16 protein-coding genes and 1 tRNA gene are annotated in these 16,392 nt (G+C 71.9%); 10 read left to right on the forward strand and 7 right to left on the reverse strand.

Annotated features, from left to right (window positions below; all coding sequences use genetic code 11):
• Window positions 1-16: 16 nt before the first annotated feature.
• Window positions 17-1,426, forward strand: a complete 1,410-nt coding sequence (locus QF034_RS15155; RefSeq protein WP_307175466.1) for a tetratricopeptide repeat protein — start codon at window positions 17-19, stop codon at window positions 1,424-1,426.
• 51 nt (window positions 1,427-1,477) lie between these two features.
• Here QF034_RS15155 and hppD read toward each other — a convergent pair whose 3' ends face one another.
• Window positions 1,478-2,623 (reverse strand): 4-hydroxyphenylpyruvate dioxygenase, encoded by a 1,146-nt coding sequence (gene hppD / locus QF034_RS15160; protein ID WP_307175467.1) that lies wholly within the window; start codon window positions 2,621-2,623, stop codon window positions 1,478-1,480.
• 123 nt (window positions 2,624-2,746) lie between these two features.
• Here hppD and QF034_RS15165 point away from each other — a divergent pair, with 123 nt between their 5' ends.
• The 7 genes from QF034_RS15165 (at window position 2,747) to QF034_RS15195 (ending at window position 7,765) form a co-directional block, all read left to right on the forward strand.
• Window positions 2,747-3,217, forward strand: coding sequence for an Lrp/AsnC family transcriptional regulator (locus tag QF034_RS15165; protein ID WP_307175468.1), 471 nt, complete (start codon window positions 2,747-2,749; stop codon window positions 3,215-3,217).
• Between the two features lie 19 nt (window positions 3,218-3,236).
• Window positions 3,237-3,884, forward strand: a complete 648-nt coding sequence (locus QF034_RS15170) for an ABC transporter permease (protein WP_307175469.1) — start codon at window positions 3,237-3,239, stop codon at window positions 3,882-3,884.
• The gene (locus QF034_RS15175) at window positions 3,877-5,136 is read left to right on the forward strand and encodes a betaine/proline/choline family ABC transporter ATP-binding protein (protein WP_307175470.1); all 1,260 of its coding nucleotides are present in this window, start codon (window positions 3,877-3,879) and stop codon (window positions 5,134-5,136) included. Before QF034_RS15170 ends, QF034_RS15175 begins: the two co-directional genes overlap by 8 nt.
• Window positions 5,133-5,957, forward strand: a complete 825-nt coding sequence (locus QF034_RS15180) for an ABC transporter permease (protein ID WP_307175471.1) — start codon at window positions 5,133-5,135, stop codon at window positions 5,955-5,957. Before QF034_RS15175 ends, QF034_RS15180 begins: the two co-directional genes overlap by 4 nt.
• Window positions 5,954-6,928, forward strand: coding sequence for a glycine betaine ABC transporter substrate-binding protein (locus QF034_RS15185; RefSeq protein ID WP_370880802.1), 975 nt, complete (start codon window positions 5,954-5,956; stop codon window positions 6,926-6,928). The genes QF034_RS15180 and QF034_RS15185 overlap by 4 nt, the downstream gene beginning before the upstream one ends.
• A 68-nt stretch (window positions 6,929-6,996) precedes the next feature.
• A complete protein-coding gene (locus tag QF034_RS15190; RefSeq protein WP_307175473.1) occupies window positions 6,997-7,581 on the forward strand; it encodes an ArsR/SmtB family transcription factor in 585 nt (194 codons plus the stop codon).
• 1 nt (window position 7,582) lies between these two features.
• Window positions 7,583-7,765: a hypothetical protein gene (locus QF034_RS15195; RefSeq protein ID WP_307175474.1), complete on the forward strand. Its 183-nt coding sequence runs from the start codon at window positions 7,583-7,585 to the stop codon at window positions 7,763-7,765.
• Here QF034_RS15195 and QF034_RS15200 read toward each other — a convergent pair.
• From QF034_RS15200 to QF034_RS15215, 4 genes are all read right to left on the reverse strand, one after another.
• The gene (locus tag QF034_RS15200; protein ID WP_307175475.1) at window positions 7,762-8,553 is read right to left on the reverse strand and encodes a S16 family serine protease; all 792 of its coding nucleotides are present in this window, start codon (window positions 8,551-8,553) and stop codon (window positions 7,762-7,764) included. The two genes, QF034_RS15195 and QF034_RS15200, sit on opposite strands and share 4 nt — an antisense overlap.
• Window positions 8,554-8,651: 98 nt before the next feature.
• Window positions 8,652-9,293, reverse strand: coding sequence for an IclR family transcriptional regulator (locus QF034_RS15205; protein WP_307175476.1), 642 nt, complete (start codon window positions 9,291-9,293; stop codon window positions 8,652-8,654).
• 279 nt (window positions 9,294-9,572) lie between these two features.
• The gene (locus tag QF034_RS15210; RefSeq protein WP_020277706.1) at window positions 9,573-11,372 is read right to left on the reverse strand and encodes a DEAD/DEAH box helicase; all 1,800 of its coding nucleotides are present in this window, start codon (window positions 11,370-11,372) and stop codon (window positions 9,573-9,575) included.
• A 157-nt stretch (window positions 11,373-11,529) separates the two neighbouring features.
• Window positions 11,530-12,993: an MFS transporter gene (locus QF034_RS15215; RefSeq protein ID WP_307175477.1), complete on the reverse strand. Its 1,464-nt coding sequence runs from the start codon at window positions 12,991-12,993 to the stop codon at window positions 11,530-11,532.
• A gap of 194 nt (window positions 12,994-13,187) precedes the next feature.
• On the opposite strand from QF034_RS15215, the gene QF034_RS15220 reads away from it, so the two are divergent.
• Window positions 13,188-13,262: transfer RNA gene (locus QF034_RS15220), tRNA-Cys, on the forward strand.
• Between the two features lie 13 nt (window positions 13,263-13,275).
• Here QF034_RS15220 and QF034_RS15225 read toward each other — a convergent pair.
• On the reverse strand, window positions 13,276-13,764 hold the full coding sequence (locus tag QF034_RS15225; protein WP_307175478.1) for a DUF6083 domain-containing protein: 489 nt from the start codon (window positions 13,762-13,764) through the stop codon (window positions 13,276-13,278).
• 209 nt (window positions 13,765-13,973) lie between these two features.
• Here QF034_RS15225 and QF034_RS15230 point away from each other — a divergent pair, with 209 nt between their 5' ends.
• Entirely contained in the window at window positions 13,974-15,209 is a 1,236-nt protein-coding gene (locus tag QF034_RS15230) for an LAETG motif-containing sortase-dependent surface protein (RefSeq protein ID WP_307175479.1), read from the forward strand.
• An 11-nt stretch (window positions 15,210-15,220) separates the two neighbouring features.
• Here QF034_RS15230 and QF034_RS15235 read toward each other — a convergent pair whose 3' ends face one another.
• Window positions 15,221-16,387 carry an SUKH-4 family immunity protein gene (locus QF034_RS15235; RefSeq protein WP_307175480.1) on the reverse strand — a complete coding sequence of 389 codons (1,167 nt, stop codon included), beginning with the start codon at window positions 16,385-16,387 and terminating at the stop codon, window positions 15,221-15,223.
• Window positions 16,388-16,392 lie beyond the last annotated feature (5 nt).

Here is a 16,392-nt window from a genome sequence, read left to right on the forward strand (position 1 = left end):
ACGCACAGTGAGCGCCATGGAGAACCAGCAGGAGCCCCCTGAGGGCCGCTTCCGCACCCGGCGGGTGGTGCTCGCCTCCGTCGCGGGCTGTGCCGTGCTCGGCGGGGCGCTGGTGCTGCTGCCGTCGGGGCGGCCGGCCGGACCCGCCCCGCCGTCGCCGGGGGCGGTGGCCATGGCGGCGGTCACCGCCGGGGAGCCGGCCGCGCTGCCCGATCTGGCGGAGCTGATCGACGAGCGGGAGAAGCGGCTGCGGGCCCGTCCGCGGGACGCGCGGTCCTGGGCGGTGCTCGGGGCGGCCTACGTGGAGCAGGGGCGGCGGCTGGCGGACCCGGCGTACTACCCGCGTGCGGAGAAGGCTTTGCGTACGTCGCTGAAGGTGCGGCCGGAGCGGAACACGCGGGCCCTGGCCGGGCTGGCCGCGCTGGCCACCGCGCGGCGGGACTTCCCCGCCGCGCGCCGCTGGGGCGAGGCGGCGCTGACGCTGGAGCCCCGGCGGTGGACGACGTATCCGCTGCTCATCGACGCCTACACCGGGCTCGGCGAGCACGCGGCGGCCAAGCGGACGCTGGACCGGCTGACGGCGTTGCGCTCGGGGCCCGCCGTGCTGGCGCGGGCCGCGGCCGTCTACCGGGACCGGGGCTGGCGGGAGGACGCGGCGGCCTCGCTGGCGGACGCGGCGGCGGGCGCGCGGACACCGCCCGAGCGGGCTGCCTATCTGGAGCGGGCCGGGCAGTTGGCCTGGGAACGCGGGGACCTCCAGGACGCGCTGCGGCACTTCCAGGAGGCGGTGCGCCTCGACCCCGACCAGTGGGCGGCGCAGGCCGGGCAGGGCCGGGCGCTGGCGGCCCTGGGCCGGACGACGGAGGCGCTGAACGCGTACCGGGTGGCCCTCACCAAGCAGCCCTGTCCCCGGTACGCCCTGGAGCTGGGCGAGTTGTACGAGTCGCTGGGGATGCCTGAGGCCGCCCGGGCGCAGTACGGCCTGCTGCGGGAACGGGTCCGGGCCGCCGCGGCGGGCGGGGCCGACGAGGAGCTGGTGCTGGGCCAGTTCGAGTCGGACCACGGTGACCCGCGGGAGGCGGTACGGCTGTTGCGGGCGGAGTGGCACCGCCAGCCGGGGACCGAGGTCGCCGACGCGCTCGGCTGGGCACTGCACCGGGCCGGGGAGCCGCAGAAGGCGTTGCGCTTCGCGGCGCGGGCGACGGAGGCGGAGCGCGGGGGCGGGGTGCGCAGCGCGGTGTACATGTATCACCGCGGCATGATCGAACGGGAGCTGGACCGCTACGGCGCCGCACGACGCCACCTGGCGGAGGCACTGCGGATCAACCCGTACTTCTCGCCCCTGCATGCGCCTGCGGCGCGGACGGCGCTGGAGGCACTGGGCGAGCCGCCGGACGACGAGCTGCCGGAGATGGACGGGGAGTGAGGTCGTGCGGGTGCCCCGTGACACCCGCACGAGCTCGGAGGGGTGGCCGGGTCACAGGTTGCCGCGGCGGGCCTGCTCTCGTTCGATCGCCTCGAACAGGGCCTTGAAGTTGCCCTTGCCGAAGCCCATCGAGCCGTGGCGTTCGATGATCTCGAAGAAGACGGTCGGGCGGTCCTGGACCGGCTTGGTGAAGATCTGCAGCAGGTAGCCGTCCTCGTCGCGGTCGGCGAGGATCTTCAGCTCGCGCAGGGTGTCGATCGGGACCCGGGTCTCGCCGACCCACTCCCCCAGCGTGTCGTAGTACGAGTCGGGCGTGTTGAGGAACTCCACGCCGGCCGCGCGCATGGTGCGGACCGTCTGGACGATGTCGTTGGTGTTGAGCGCGATGTGCTGGACGCCCGCGCCGCCGTAGAACTCCAGGTACTCGTCGATCTGGGACTTCTTCTTGGCGACGGCCGGCTCGTTGATCGGGAACTTGACCTTGAGCGTGCCGTCGGCGACGACCTTCGACATCAGCGCGCTGTACTCGGTGGCGATGTCGTCGCCCACGAACTCCTTCATGTTCGTGAAGCCCATCACCTTGTTGTAGAAGCCGACCCACTCGTTCATCCGGCCGAGCTCGACGTTGCCGACGCAGTGGTCGATCGCCTGGAAGGTGCGCTGGGCGGGCGGCTCGACGATCGGCTGGGCCGCCACGAAGCCGGGCAGGTACGGGCCGTCGTAGCCGGAGCGCTCGACCAGGGTGTGGCGGGTCTCGCCGTAGGTGGCGATGGCGGCCAGGACGACCGTGCCGTGCTCGTCCTTCCTCTCGTACGGCTCGGCCACCGAGCGGGCACCGTGTTCCAGTGCGTACGCATAGGCGGCGCGCGCGTCCGGTACCTCGATGGCGAGGTCGACGACGCCGTCGCCGTGCTCGGCCACGTGCCGGGCGAGGAAGTGGCCCCAGTCGCTGGACGGCTTGATGACCGAGGTGAGGACGAAGCGGGCGGAGCCGTTCTCCAGGACGTAGGCAGCGGTCTCGCGGCTGCCGTTCTCCGGTCCGGAGTAGGCGACCAGCTTCATGCCGAAGGCCGTGGAGTAGTAGTGCGCCGCCTGCTTGGCGTTGCCCACGGCGAAGACGACCGCGTCCATTCCCTTGACCGGGAAGGGGTCGGCCTGCCGGGCGGTGTCGGGAGTGTGGTGTGTGGTCTGCGTCATAGCCGCAGGGTCTCCCCGACCGGCAAGGTGCGCAATAGTTTGTGATTCTGCTGGACAATCTGTTCAGCAATTCGGCCGTATCGGCGGCCCTTCTGTACAGGATGACCATGCCGGGAGGCTGCTGTGGCGATCGATCATCTGGACGGCCGGATCATCCTGCTGCTGGCCCGGGAGCCGCGGATCGGGGTGCTGGAGATGTCCCGCCGGCTCGGCGTGGCCCGGGGCACCGTGCAGGCGCGGCTGGACCGGCTTCAGTCGAACGGAGTCATCCGCGGCTTCGGTCCCGAGGTGGACCCGGCCGCGCTCGGCTACCCGGTCACGGCGTTCGCGACGCTCCAGATCCGGCAGGGCCAAGGCGCCGACGTACGGGCCCACTTGGCGACCGTGCCCGAGGTGCTGGAGCTGCACACCACCACCGGCAGCGGGGACATGCTGTGCCGGCTGGTGGCCCGCTCGAACGCCGATCTCCAGCGTGTGATCGACCTGGTCGTCGGTTTTGATGGCATCGTCCGGGCCTCCACGGCGATCGTCATGGAGAACCCCGTTCCGCTGCGGATCATCCCGCTGGTGGAGCAGGCCGCGGAGGAGACCTGAAGTCTAGGGGTGAGCGCGTGTGAACTTCTGGGAGTACGTGGCGGGCCGGCACCAGCAACTGCTCACGGACGCCTACCAGCACGCCAGCGCCGTCTTCCAGTGCATGGTCGTCGCGACCGTGCTCGGCGTCCTGATCGGCGTCGCCACCTACCGCAGCGAGTGGGCCGGGAACCTCGCGACCACGACCACCGCCACCGTCCTGACCGTGCCGGCGCTCGCCCTGATCGGTCTGCTCATCCCGGTCGTGGGCCTGGGCGTACCGCCGACCGTGATCGCGCTGACGCTGTACGGACTGCTGCCGGTCGTGCGCAACGCGATCGTCGGGCTGCGCGGGGTCGACCCGGCGCTGGTGGACGCGGCCACGGGCATCGGCATGTCCCGCCCGGCCCGGCTGCTGCGGATCGAGCTGCCGCTGGCCTGGCCGCCGATCCTGACCGGCATCCGGGTCGCGACCCAGATGCTGATGGGCATCGCGGCCATCGCTGCGTACGCCTCCGGCCCCGGCCTCGGCAACGTCATCTTCCGCGGCCTCGCCTCACTCGGCAGCGCCAACGCGCTCAACCAGGTCCTCGCGGGCACGCTCGGCATCATCGTCCTGGCGCTGCTGTTCGACGCCGCCTACGTCCTGATCGGGCGGCTGACCATTCCCGGGGGGATCCGTGCCTGAGACCGGCGACCACGGGGCCTCCATCGAGCTGGAGAGCCTGACCAAGCGGTACCCGGGAGTTGCGCAGCCGGCCGTGGACAACGTGAGCATGGAGATCAAGGCGGGCGAGGTCGTCGTCCTCGTCGGCCCCTCGGGCTGCGGCAAGTCGACCCTGCTCAAGATGATCAACAGGTTGATCGAGCCGACCGGTGGCCGTATCCGCATGGGCGGTGAGGACGTCACCGACATCGATCCCGTCGGGCTGCGCCGCAAGGTCGGTTACGCGATCCAGTCCGCCGGGCTCTTCCCGCACATGACGGTCGCGCAGAACATCGCGCTCGTACCGAGGATGATCGGCTGGCCGAAGGCCCGGATCAGGGCGCGGACCGAGGAACTGCTCGACCTCGTCGGCCTGGACCCCGGCGAGTTCCACGACCGCTACCCGCGCCGGCTCTCCGGCGGCCAGCAACAGCGCGTGGGCGTGGCCCGGGCCCTCGCCGCCGATCCCCCGGTGCTGCTGATGGACGAGCCGTTCGGGGCGGTGGACCCGATCACCCGCGACCACCTCCAGGACGAGCTGATCCGGCTCCAGCACGAGCTGCACAAGACGATCGTCTTCGTCACGCACGACTTCGACGAGGCGATCAAGATCGGCGACCGGATCGCCGTCCTGCGCGAACGCTCCCACATCGCGCAGTTCGACACCCCGGAGGCGATCCTCACCAACCCGGCGGACGACTTCGTGTCCGGGTTCGTCGGCGCCGGGGCCGCGCTGAAGCGGCTGAACCTGACCCGGGTACGGGACGTGGAGATCACCGACTACCCGACCGTGATGATCGACGACCCGTTGCAGCAGATCTTCAACCGGCTGCGGGCCGGCGGCACCAACGAGGTCCTGCTGCTCGACCGGCGCGGCCGCCCCTACAAGTGGCTCAGGCGCGGCGACCTGATGCGGGCCCGGGGCTCGCTGGCCCGCGCCGGGACGCTGGTGCACGACACGGTCACCCGGGACGCGACCCTGCGGGACGCGCTGGAGGCGGTGCTCACCGACAACACCGGGCGGGTGGCGGTCACGGGACGGCACGGTGAGTACACCGGCGTCGTCGACATGGAGACGCTCCTCAACTCCGTGCACGGCATGCTGGAGGCCGACCGGCTGGACGCGCTGGAACATCAGCACGAGTTGGAGGAGCTGCGCGCGGCGCAGACGCACGCCGAGCAGGAGGGCGACCGGGGCGTCACGGGCGTGGGCGGCTTCGGAGGGACGCGGTGACCGCTGGCGGGCCGCTGCGAACCGCCCCCGGGCCGGCGGCGGACGAGGGGGAAGCCGAGGCGCCCCGGACGGCGCCCGGCCCGCCGCCCCGGCAGATCGGCTGGCAGAAGCTGACCGTGCTGCCCGCCGTCCTGGTGGCCGTACTGCTCGCCACCTGGCTCTGGTTCCGGCAGGCCGACCTGGACACGCTGACCCGCAACGCCCTGTCCGGCGGCCAGGTCTCCAAGGCCCTGTGGCAGCACATCCAACTGACCGCGATCTCCACGTTCTTCGTGCTGATCATCGCGATCCCGCTGGGGATCCTGCTGACCCGCGGGGCGTTCCGCAGGGCCGCTCCGGTGGCGATGGCGTTCGCCAACACGGGCCAGGCGACGCCCGCGATCGGCCTGCTGGCGCTCCTGGTCATCTGGCTGGGCATCGGCCGCAGAGCCGCCCTGATCGGCATCATCGCCTACGCCGTGCTGCCCGTGCTGTCGAACACGATCGCCGGCCTGAAGGCGAACGACCCGACGCTGCTGGAGGCGGCCCGGGGCATCGGCATGTCACCGGCGGGAGTGCTGACCCGGGTCGAACTGCCGCTGGCGGTCCCGCTGATCCTGGCGGGTGTCCGCACGGCCCTCGTCCTGAACGTCGGCACGGCGACCCTGGCGGTCTTCGGCGGGGGCGGCGGACTGGGCGTGCTGATCACGACCGGGATCACCAACCAGCGGATGCCGGTGCTGGTGCTGGGCTCGGTCCTCACGGTGGTCCTGGCGCTGCTGGTGGACTGGCTGGCCTCGCTGGCGGAAGTGCTCCTGCGGCCCCGGGGGCTCCAGCCGTGAGACGGCGCATGTGCCTGACGGCAGCGGGCCTGCTGGTCGCGGGACTGCCGGTCGCGGGCTGCGGACTGACCAGCGGCTCCCCCATGGCGGACGACGTGCGGCCCGGGTCGGTCGGGCGGGGCGAGCCGCTGAAGGGCGCGAGCCTGACGGTGACGTCCAAGTCGTTCACCGAGGGCCTGATCCTCGGCGCGATCATGGGCATCGCCCTGGAGGCGGCCGGGGCGGAGGTACTCGACCGCACGGGCATCCAGGGTTCCATCGGCAGCCGCGAGGCCGTCCGCAAGGGCGACGCCGACGCCGGGTACGAGTACACGGGCACGGCCTGGATCACGTACCTGGGGAACAGCGAGCCGGTCACCGATCCGCGCGCGCAGTGGGAGGCGGTGAAGAAGGCCGACGCGGCGAACGGGCTGGCCTGGCTGCGGCCGTCGTCCCTGAACAACACGTACGCGCTGGCGATGAACCAGGAGAACGCGAAGAGGTACGGCACGAAGACCCTGTCGGACGTGGCGAAGCTGGCGGAGTCCGACCCGGGGGCGGTGAAGCTGTGCGTGGAGGTCGAGTTCGCGAACCGGGCGGACGGGTTGCCGGGCATGCAGCGGGCGTACGGGATGGAGCTGCCGGCGCGGAACGTCACGCAGATGGACACGGGGATCATCTACACCCAGACGTCGAAGGGGAGTTGCCCGTACGGGGAGGTGTTCACCACCGACGGGCGCATCAACTCCATGAACCTCGCGGTCATGGCGGACGACAGGAAGTTCTTCCCCGACTACAACGCCGCGCCGATGATCAACGCGAGGACCCTCGAACGGTGGCCGGCGATCGCGGGTGTCCTGGACCCGGTGACGGCGAGGCTGAACAACACGGTGGCGCGGCGGCTGAACGCGAAGGTGGATGTGGAGGGGGAGGATCCGCATCAGGTGGCGCTGGAGTGGATGGTGGCGGAGGGGTTGGTCAGGGAGGGGTGACCAGCGCGAGTGGAGAGAGTTGCAAAGAAACCCTTGCAAGGTTTCCTTTGCAAGGATAGCTTTGCATCGTGACCGAACCCCAGAACCCACAAGTGCGGCAACTCGACGCTCGATCCCTACGGGGACTCGCGCACCCCTTGCGGATGCAGCTGCTCGACACCCTGCGCTTCGGCGGCCCGGCCACCGCCTCACAACTGGCCGCGAAGCTGGGCGAGTCCAGCGGCGCCACCAGCTACCACCTGCGCCAACTCGCGGAGTACGGCTTCGTCGAGGACGCCCCCGAGCGGGGCAAGGGGCGCGAGCGATGGTGGCAGGCGGTCCACCGCGGCCTGCGCTTCGACGACGCCCTGCTCAACGACTCGGACCCGACCGTGCGCGGCGCGGCGGACATGTACCTCCACGAGGTCGCCACCACGCAGACCCGGGACCTGTCGACGTGGCTGGGCAACCGCGACTCATGGCCCGAGGAGTGGAGCCGCTCCTGGGACATGAGCAGCGCGACCCTGCGACTGACGCCCGAACTGACACGGGAGCTCGTCGAGAAGATGCACGCGCTGGTCGATACGTACCGCGACCGCGCGGCCACCGAGGACACCCCCGGCGCCGAGCAGGTCCGCCTCCACACCCACGCCTTCCCGATCAGGACGGACTGAGATGCACCCCGACATCCACCTCGCCCTGCACCACGCCCGCGCCGCCGAACTCCGTGCCGAAGCCGGCGTCCCGCGCCCCACCGCCCGGAACAGACATGGCCTCCGTACCCGCCTCGGCTGGACCCTCGTAGAGGTCGGATTAAGGCTCGCCACCCGGCCGGGGACGGTCGCCGCCGTCCACTAACAGCTGGGTACGGACCCCTTGCCCGTCTCCAGGGCCAGCAGTGAACTGACCGTGCTCTTCAGCGTGGTCACCGGAATCAGCCGCAGGCCCTTCGGCAGTTCGGCCCGCGCGTCCGTGCACTCCGCCTTCGGGACGAGGAACACCGTCGCCCCGTCCCGCTTGGCGGCCTGGGTCTTGAGGGCGACGCCGCCCACCGCCCCGACCGTGCCGTCGGCGGCGATCGTGCCGGTGCCCGCGATGACACGGCCGCCGGTGAGATCACCACCGGTTCCGTCGCCGTCGAGCTTGTCGACGATCCCCAGAGAGAACAGCAGCCCGGCGCTGGGCCCGCCCACGTCCGCGAGCCGCAGGCCGACCTTGACGTCCTTGTCGTCGAGGCCGAGATAGTTCAGCGCGGCCTGCGTCGCCGCGTCCTGGGACTCCTTCATCTGCTTCTCGTTGTGCCGCTCGATCTCCTGGACGGTGTCGCCGCTCGGGTAGATCGCGTCGCGCGGCATGACCGCCCGGTCCGTGCGGAACCAGCTGTCGATGACGTCCGGGAGCGAGACCCGGGTGTCCGGTGAGGTCGCCACGATGGTGGTCATGCGCAGCTGGCCAGGGGTGTCCCGGGTCGGCGCGCCCTTGATGGTGATCACCGGGGCGCCCTTGTTCTTCCCGAGCACGTTCGTCGTCTGCCCGGGCTGCGCCACCGAGAACGGCAGCGGCGCGAACACCGCCGTGGCGAGCAGAGCCACGACGGGCAGGGCACAGACGGCGATGGCCTGGGGGCGCGTGAGGCGAGAGAACACGGGATCAATCTAACTCGGGCACGGAATCGTGCCAGGCCCAGGTCGCCCGGGGCCCGGCAGGAGGCAGCCGAGGACGCCGGCGCAGCGCGCCGCACACGTCAGCGCAGCGCGTCCGCGACCTCTCGTGCCGCCTCGACGACCCTCTCCCCCACCCGCTCCGGCACCACGTCCGCCAGCATCACCACACCCACGCTGCCCTCGACGCCCGTCACGCCCAGCAGTGGAGCCGCCGCCCCGCACGCGCCGGCCTCCAGCTCCCCGTGGGTCAGGGTGAAGCCCGGGTCCGTCATCGGGTGCTGCCGGGCCGCGAGGATCGCCTTGCCCGCGGCGCCCCGGTCCAGGGGGTGGCGGAAACCGGCCCGGTAGGCGACGTGGTAGTCCGTCCAGGTCGGCTCGACCACGGCCACGGCGAGCGCGTCCGCCCCGTCCACCAGGGTCAGGTGCGCCGTCGCGCCGATGTCCTCGGCCAGCGACCGCAGCGCCGGCATCGCGGCCTCGCGCACCAGGGGATGGACCTGCCGGCCCAGACGCAGCACGCCGAGCCCCACCCGGGCACGTCCGCCCAGGTCACGGCGTATGAGCGCGTGCTGTTCCAAGGTGGCGAGCAACCGGTACACCACGGTCCGGTTGACGCCCAGTTTGAGGGAGAGCTCGGTCACGGTCAGCCCGTGGTCCGTGTCGGCGAGCAGCTTGAGGACCCTTAGTCCCCTGTCGAGCGTCTGGGAGGTCTCCGCGGTCACGACGCCCACTCCTTAGTGGTGAGGTCGACGGCCCCCTGGTCGGCGGTTGCGTCACCGAGTCCCGTCGGCGACGCGCTTCAGAGGCCGCCGATCGGCCGGCGGCCCGGCCTGTCCGGACCGCGTCGCTTCACGGCTGCGCTCCGCGGCGGCGCTGCCACGGGGCGTGTGCGTAGCCGGACAGTAGCGAAGGGAGTTCGCTGAGCGGAAGGCTCCGTCCAGAATCCGGGCACCGCCTCAGACCGACTGGCGCCCTTTGTCCGCATACGTACGACGCATGCGTCACTTCATGCGCGTAGCCCACTCCTGCACCTTGGCGATCCGCTGCCGTAGCTGCCCCGCCGTCGCCTCCGCCGCCGGAGGCCCCCCGCACACGCGCCGCAGCTCCGTGTGGATCACGCCGTGCGGCTTGCCGCTCTGGTGGACGTACGCGCCGACCATCGTGTTGAGCTGCCGCCGCAGCTCCATCATCTCCTTGTGCGAGACGACCGGCCGCCGCTCGGCGGGCACTTCGAGCAGGTCGGCCTCCTCGTCCGGCTTCTTGCGGCTGTGCGCGATCTGCCGGGCCTGCCGCTTCTGGAGCAGCAGCTGGACCTGGTCGGGCTCCAGCAGCCCCGGGATGCCGAGGTAGTCCTGCTCCTCCTCGCTGCCCGGGTGGGCCTGCATGCCGAACTCGGCGCCGTTGTACATGACCCGGTCGAAGACCGCGTCGGACTCCAGCGCCTCGAAGGGCAGCATGTCCTGTTCGCCGGTGTCCTCGTCCTGCTCCTTGTTCGCCTCCTCCATCTCCTTCTCGGATTCGGCGTACGGGTCCTCCTCGCCCTCCTTCTTGGGCTTGTCCAGGACGTGGTCGCGCTCGCGCTCCATCTCGTTGGCGAAGGAGAGCAGGTCCGGCACGGTCGGCAGGAACACGGAGGCCGTCTCGCCGCGCCGCCGGGACCGTACGAAACGTCCGACGGCCTGCGCGAAGAAGAGCGGAGTGGAGATGGTGGTGGCGTACACGCCGACCGCGAGCCGGGGCACGTCGACGCCCTCGGACACCATCCGCACGGCGACCATCCACCGGTCGGTGTTCGCGCTGAACTCGTCGATCCGCTCGGAGGCGCCGGCGTCGTCGGACAGCACGAGGGTCGCCTTGCTGCCCGTGATCTCGCGGATCAGCTTGGCGTACGCGCGCGCCGAGTCCTGGTCGGAGGCGATGACGAGCGCACCGGCGTCCGGGATGGCCTTGCGCACCTCGGTCAGCCGCTGGTCGGCGGCGCGCAGCACGGCGGGCATCCACTCACCGCGCGGATCGAGGGCGGTGCGCCAGGCCTGGCTGATGGCGTCCTTGGTCATGGGCTCGCCGAGCCGCGCGGCGACCTCGTCACCGGCCTTGGTGCGCCAGCGCATGTTGCCGCTGTAGGACAGGAAGATGACGGGCCGGACGACGTTGTCGGCGAGGGCGTTGCCGTAGCCGTAGGTGTAGTCGGCGGCGGACCGCCGGATCCCGTCGTTCCCCTCCTCGTACGTCACGAAGGGGATGGGGTTGGTGTCGGACCGGAAGGGCGTACCGGTCAGGGCCAGCCGGCGGGTGGCGGGCTCGAACGCCTCCAGACACGCCTCGCCCCAGGACTTGCTGTCACCGGCGTGGTGGATCTCGTCGAGGATCACGAGGGTCTTGCGCTGCTCGACCCGGTTGCGGTGGAGCATCGGCCGCACGCCGACACCCGCGTACGTCACGGCGACCCCGTGGTACTCCCGGCCGAGCGGCCCGGCGCTGTACTCCGGGTCGAGCTTGATGCCTATCCGGGCCGCGGCCTCGGCCCACTGCTTCTTCAGGTGCTCGGTCGGGGCCACCACGGTGACCTGCTGCACGACATGGTGGTGCAGCAGCCAGGACGCCAGCGTCAGCGCGAAGGTCGTCTTGCCGGCGCCGGGGGTGGCGACCGCCAGGAAGTCCCGCGGCTGCTCCTGGATGTACTTCTCCATCGCGCCCTGCTGCCAGGCGCGCAGCTTGCTGGCGGTACCCCAGGGGGCGCGGCCGGGGAACGCCGGGGACAGGTGGTGCGAGGCAGAGCTGGTGCCGGCGGTGGTAGTCACGGTCTCCGTTGGGGGTCGGGCGGCTCGTTCGAGGGAGCCTGACGGCTCGGCTACGTATGACAACCGGGCCACCCTACCGGCGCCCTGCCACTGCTCATGCGCGGATGAGCCCGGGTCATGCCAGGGTGGGATCCACGTCACAGCCCGGCAGGGCTTCTCACCGCTCCCGCAGCCGGGTGGTCACCCAGGCCCCCACCAGCGCGACCACCGCCATCGGCAGGAACACGGCGGTGAAGGCGGCCGGGTGGGAGGCCGTGGTGCCGGTCGTGGTGTGGGTGACCGTGCCGCCGCCGAGGGCGGCGAAGGCGGCGCCGCCGGCGGAGAGCAGGACGACGTTGGAGAGACCGTCGGAGATCTGCAGGGCGGCGGAGTTGGTGCCGGCCTCCTCGGGGGCGGAGAGCTTGAGCAGGAGCACGCTCGTGGAGGAGATGACGAGACCCATGCCGAAGCAGCCGAAGGCCCAGGCGACGGCCAGGGTCCAGACGGGCACGGAGTCCAGCAGCACACTCGGCGCGGTGGCGATGGCCGCCGCCACCAGCAGCATCCCGACGGTCGTCAACCGCTCCCGGTAGGGCTCGAACCGCGACCGCGACTGCACCCACGAGCCCAGCGCCCACGTCCCACCGCCCGCGGCGAGCGAGAATCCGGCCAGCGTCGGACTGAGCCCGCGCTGCGTCACCAGCATCAGCGGCACGAAGGATTCCGCGGCGATGAAGGACCCCGCCGCGACGCCGCGCAGCAGCACGACGGAGGGCAGCCCGCGAGCGGCCCGGTAGGTGCCGCGCGGGAGCAGCCCGAGCACGGCGGGCACCAGCAGGGCCAGTCCGGCCGCGCCCGGCAGAAGCGAGAGCGGGCGCAGGTCCTGGGCGGCGTACTGGAGGAGGCCGGCGCCGAGGGAGATGGCCAGGGCCAGGCGGATGCGGCGGCGGTTGAGGGAGGGGGGCCGGCCGGAGGGATCCGAATCCGGCGTCGGCACCGGTCCGGAGGCGCGGCGGCGTATCTGCGGCAGTGCGAGCGCGAGCGGGAAGACGACGAGCACGGGTATCCCGATGAACACCCACCGCCACCCGAGGTGCTCGGTCACCGTGCCGGCGGCGAGCGGGCCGACGATCGACGGCAGGATCCAGCCCGCGGCGAACGCGGCCATGATGGCCGGCCGCAGCCGCTCCGGATAAGCCCGCCCGACGACGACGTACAGCGCGACGATCACCAGCCCGCCGCCGAGCCCCTGCACGGCCCGCCCCAGGATGAACACCCACATCGCCCCGGCCGTCCCCGACAGCAACAGCCCTGCCCCGAAGGAGGCGATGCCCGTCGTCAACGGCCCGAGGGGTCCGCGCCGGTCCGACCACTGGCCGGAGAGCACCATCCCGAACAGACTCGTGGTGAAGTACCCGGAGAACGCGAACGCGTACAGCGGCACCCCGTCCAACTCCCGTGCCGCGACGGGCATCGCCGTACCGACCGCCGTCGCCTCGAAGGCGATGAGCAGCACCACGGAGACGATGCCGAAGCTCAGCGCCCGATACGTCCGACCCAGCACGGTCTCTTCCGTCGCGGGGACGGAGGTCAGGCCATCGGCTTCCACGACATCTGCGTCACGCGGCTTCGGAGCGGTCATGACCGTCAGAGTAAGGGCCACGCGGCGCTTTGGCCCCTGTCGCGAGACGGTCCCCCCGTGGGACCTTGGTCGTACGCCCCTCCTCTCGGCCACCCCCTTCATGAACGGCGTATGGCAGTCGCGTTGCAGCCCGCCCGATGCCCTTGAGCCCTCGCCCCGCCCCGGCCTACGGTCACTGCACCGAGTTCAGACACGGTCGTGTGCCCGAGTGGTTCAGGGGCTCGCCTGCAAAGCGAGTTACGCGGGTTCGAATCCCGCCACGACCTCCACAGGCGTCAAGCGTCAGCCGGCATCGGGAAGTGCCGCCGGGCCGGTGTCCTCGTCGGCCTTTCGCCGCGCCCGGCGCGCGTTCTGCGCGCGTACGGCGTCCAGCCACCGCCAGAGGCCGACCTCCTCGATCCTCAGCCCGGGACAGGCGATGCGATGCGGTACGCGGCACACCGCACCGGGCGCGGGCTCGTCCTCGCGGCTGTTCCAGGCCGTCCCGTTCAAGTCCACGTACCAGCGGTGCCAGGCGGGCACCATGTGTGCGGGTACCCGCATGTCCGGTTCCAGGAGGACATGGGCGCCGTAGTAGGTGACACGCCGCTCACCGACCAGTCCGCAGTCGGGGCACTCGGGGGGAGCGGGCGGCTCGGGGCCCGTGGCGCCTTCCGTCACGGCCTGGGCCCGGTCGGTCCTCTCCCACGGCCGCGGGGCGTCCGGTGGCCGCTGCCGGTGTCCGTCGGGGTCGGGTAACGGGATGATGCTCGACTCGTCTATCTCCCCCATGGCCCGAGCATGTGCGCGGGTCGGGGACCGGGGAAGGGCGCGTTCAGGGCGCAACGGGGCAATCCGCCGGGCGTCAGGGCTCGGCGCACAGCTCAGGGCGTGGCTTCGTGAAGTCGCGCACAACCCCCAGCGCCTCTCACGTGTCCAGGGCATGACCGGTAGCCGACGTTCCGGTCGTCCCGCCCACTGTTTCGACGAGGAGAACCACCGTGCACCTCCGCCCCTCGGCAGCCGTCCTGGCCGCTGCCGTGATCGCCGTCGCCGGTCCCGCTGTCGCCGCACCCCTGGCGCAGGCCGAGGAGGGCGCGCCCGAGCTGGTCGTGTCGGCCCTGCCCGCCGCGACTCCCAAGCCCGGTGAGGTGTACGACAAGTCCGTCACCCTCACCAACAAGGGCACGGCCGCCGCGGACGGAGTCACCTTCCGGGTCCGCCTCACACGCGGGCTGGACTTCCCCGAGCAGGTGCAGGGCTGTACCTACTCGACCGTCAAGGACCAGGTGCGGCAGGCGCTCTGCGAGCTCGACACGGTCATCGAGCCCGGCGCCTCCGTCACCACCCCCGTCCGGTTCAAGGCGCTGGACAACGCCCTGATGGAGGCCGTCGAGTACGGCACGAGCGCGACCGGTGAGGCGCCGGGCGAGGGGTACGACGACAGCTACCGGCGGCTCACCCTGACCGCGGACAACACCGCCGACCTCGTCGCGGTCGGCGAGGACACCGAGGCACTGCCCGGCGGGGAGCAGTCGGTCACGGCGACCCTGCGCAACGACGGCCCCGGCTGGGTGCAGAACCAGGAGAGCGACGACCTCCCGGCCCTGCTGGTGCAGATCCCGCCGGGCACCGTCGCCGTCGGCGTGCCGAAGGACTGCGCGCCGTTCGGGATCGACGGACCGAGCGGACCGCAGGGGACCACCGGCAAGCCCGAGTACGTCTGCTGGCCGCAGGACGGGACCCTCGACGCGGGCCAGTCCCTGGCGTACACCTTCATGCTGAAGATCGAGAAGTCGGCGCAGGACACCGAGGGCGAGGTCAAGGCGTCGTCCGTCTACGACATCGCCCCCGAGTACGACACGAACCGCGCCAACAACACCGCCCTGATTCGCATCGACCTGCCGAGCGACAACGAGCCCGGGCCGAGCCCCTCGGACGGCGCCGACGGCGGCTCCGGCAACGGCGGGAACGGCAGCGGCGGCAACGGCAACGACCCGGAGGGCCAGGCCGCCGGCGGCACGGGTGCCACGGCCTCCCCCTCGGCGTCGGCCTCGACCGGCACCTCGACGGGTGGTTCGGGCGGCACCACGAGCGGCAGCACCACCGGCGGCAACCTCGCCTCCACCGGCTCCGACGGCACCCCGCTCGTCGCCGGTGTCGCGGCCGCCGCCGCGGTGATCGGTGGCGGCCTGGTCTTCGTCGTACGCCGCCGCGGCGCCGCCGGATCCGCCTGACGGCAGCGCCGTCAGAGCACCCCGCCCGCCTCGTCCTGGAACGCGTCCGTCCAGTAGTGGCGGCCCGGTCCGCCCGCGGTCACGCCCGTCGGGTCCACGGCCGACAGGACCTGGAGCATCGTCATGGCCAGCTGGTCGTACGTGTCGGTCGTCAGCTCGTGGTCCGACTGGGCGTCGAGCGCCCGCTCGCGGTGCAGGAGCCAGAGGGTGAAGGCCAGGGTCGACACGTCCGTGTTCAGCGGGGACAGCGTCGCCTCGGGCTCGCTCCAGTTCAGGACCGCGCCCGTCGCGCCGTCGACGACCAGGCTGTTGTCCTCGACGAGATGGCCGAGGCGTATCAGGCGGTGGGCCCCGGCGGGCCGTTCCGCCGGGGCGTCGGTGTCGGCGTGGTACTCGGCCAGCGTTGCCAGCGGGACGTCCGTGTCCAGGGAGAAGACGTGGGCCTCCTCCGGCAGGCCCACCTCGCGCAGGAAGCGGCGGGTCGGCTCGTGCGTGAGCGTCGCGGGGAAGTCGACGTCCTCGAAGCGGGCCACCTTGCCGGGGCCGAACTCCTGGTCCAGGAGCCGGTGCGGGAGGTCCAGGGACAGGCCGGACGTGCCGCCCCGGCCCGCGACCAGGGACAGCGGACGGATCAGCGCCGCCATCTTCCAGAACGGGGCCGGTTCGCCGTCCGCCCCGTCCCGGAACACCGCCAGCAGGTGCTGGGAGGCCTCCGCCACCGCCTTCGGGCCGAAGCGGCCCGCGTAGGAGGCGAATTGGCCGCGCAGGCCCGCCAGTTCGTCCGTCGCCTCGGCGAAGCGCACCAGCGTCCGCAGGGAGGGCGCCAGGGGGCGGCGGTCCATCAGGTCGGGGCGGTCGTGCAGGACATACGTCGTCGAGATCTCGCCCGTCGCGCCGTCCAGCAGGACCGACTCCGTCTCCAGGCCTCCGGGGCCGAGCAGTCCGCCTATCACGAGCTGCTCGCGCAGCTCCGGCGAGATGCGGTCGTCCGGGTCGCCCGTCGAGTCCGCCACCGTGCGCAGACCCTCCCGGCCCAGCTCCGCGAAGCTCAGCACGCCGCTGTCGCCCGGCAGGCCGGGCCCGGTCAGCCAGTGCCGCGTCGACGCGTGCGTCACCCACGGATCCAGCTCGGACTCGGTCAGGGTGATCACCGCGGAACCGGCGTCGGTCGTACTCATGGGCT

The organism is Streptomyces africanus (assembly GCF_030816955.1).
GTDB lineage: Bacteria > Actinomycetota > Actinomycetes > Streptomycetales > Streptomycetaceae > Streptomyces > Streptomyces africanus.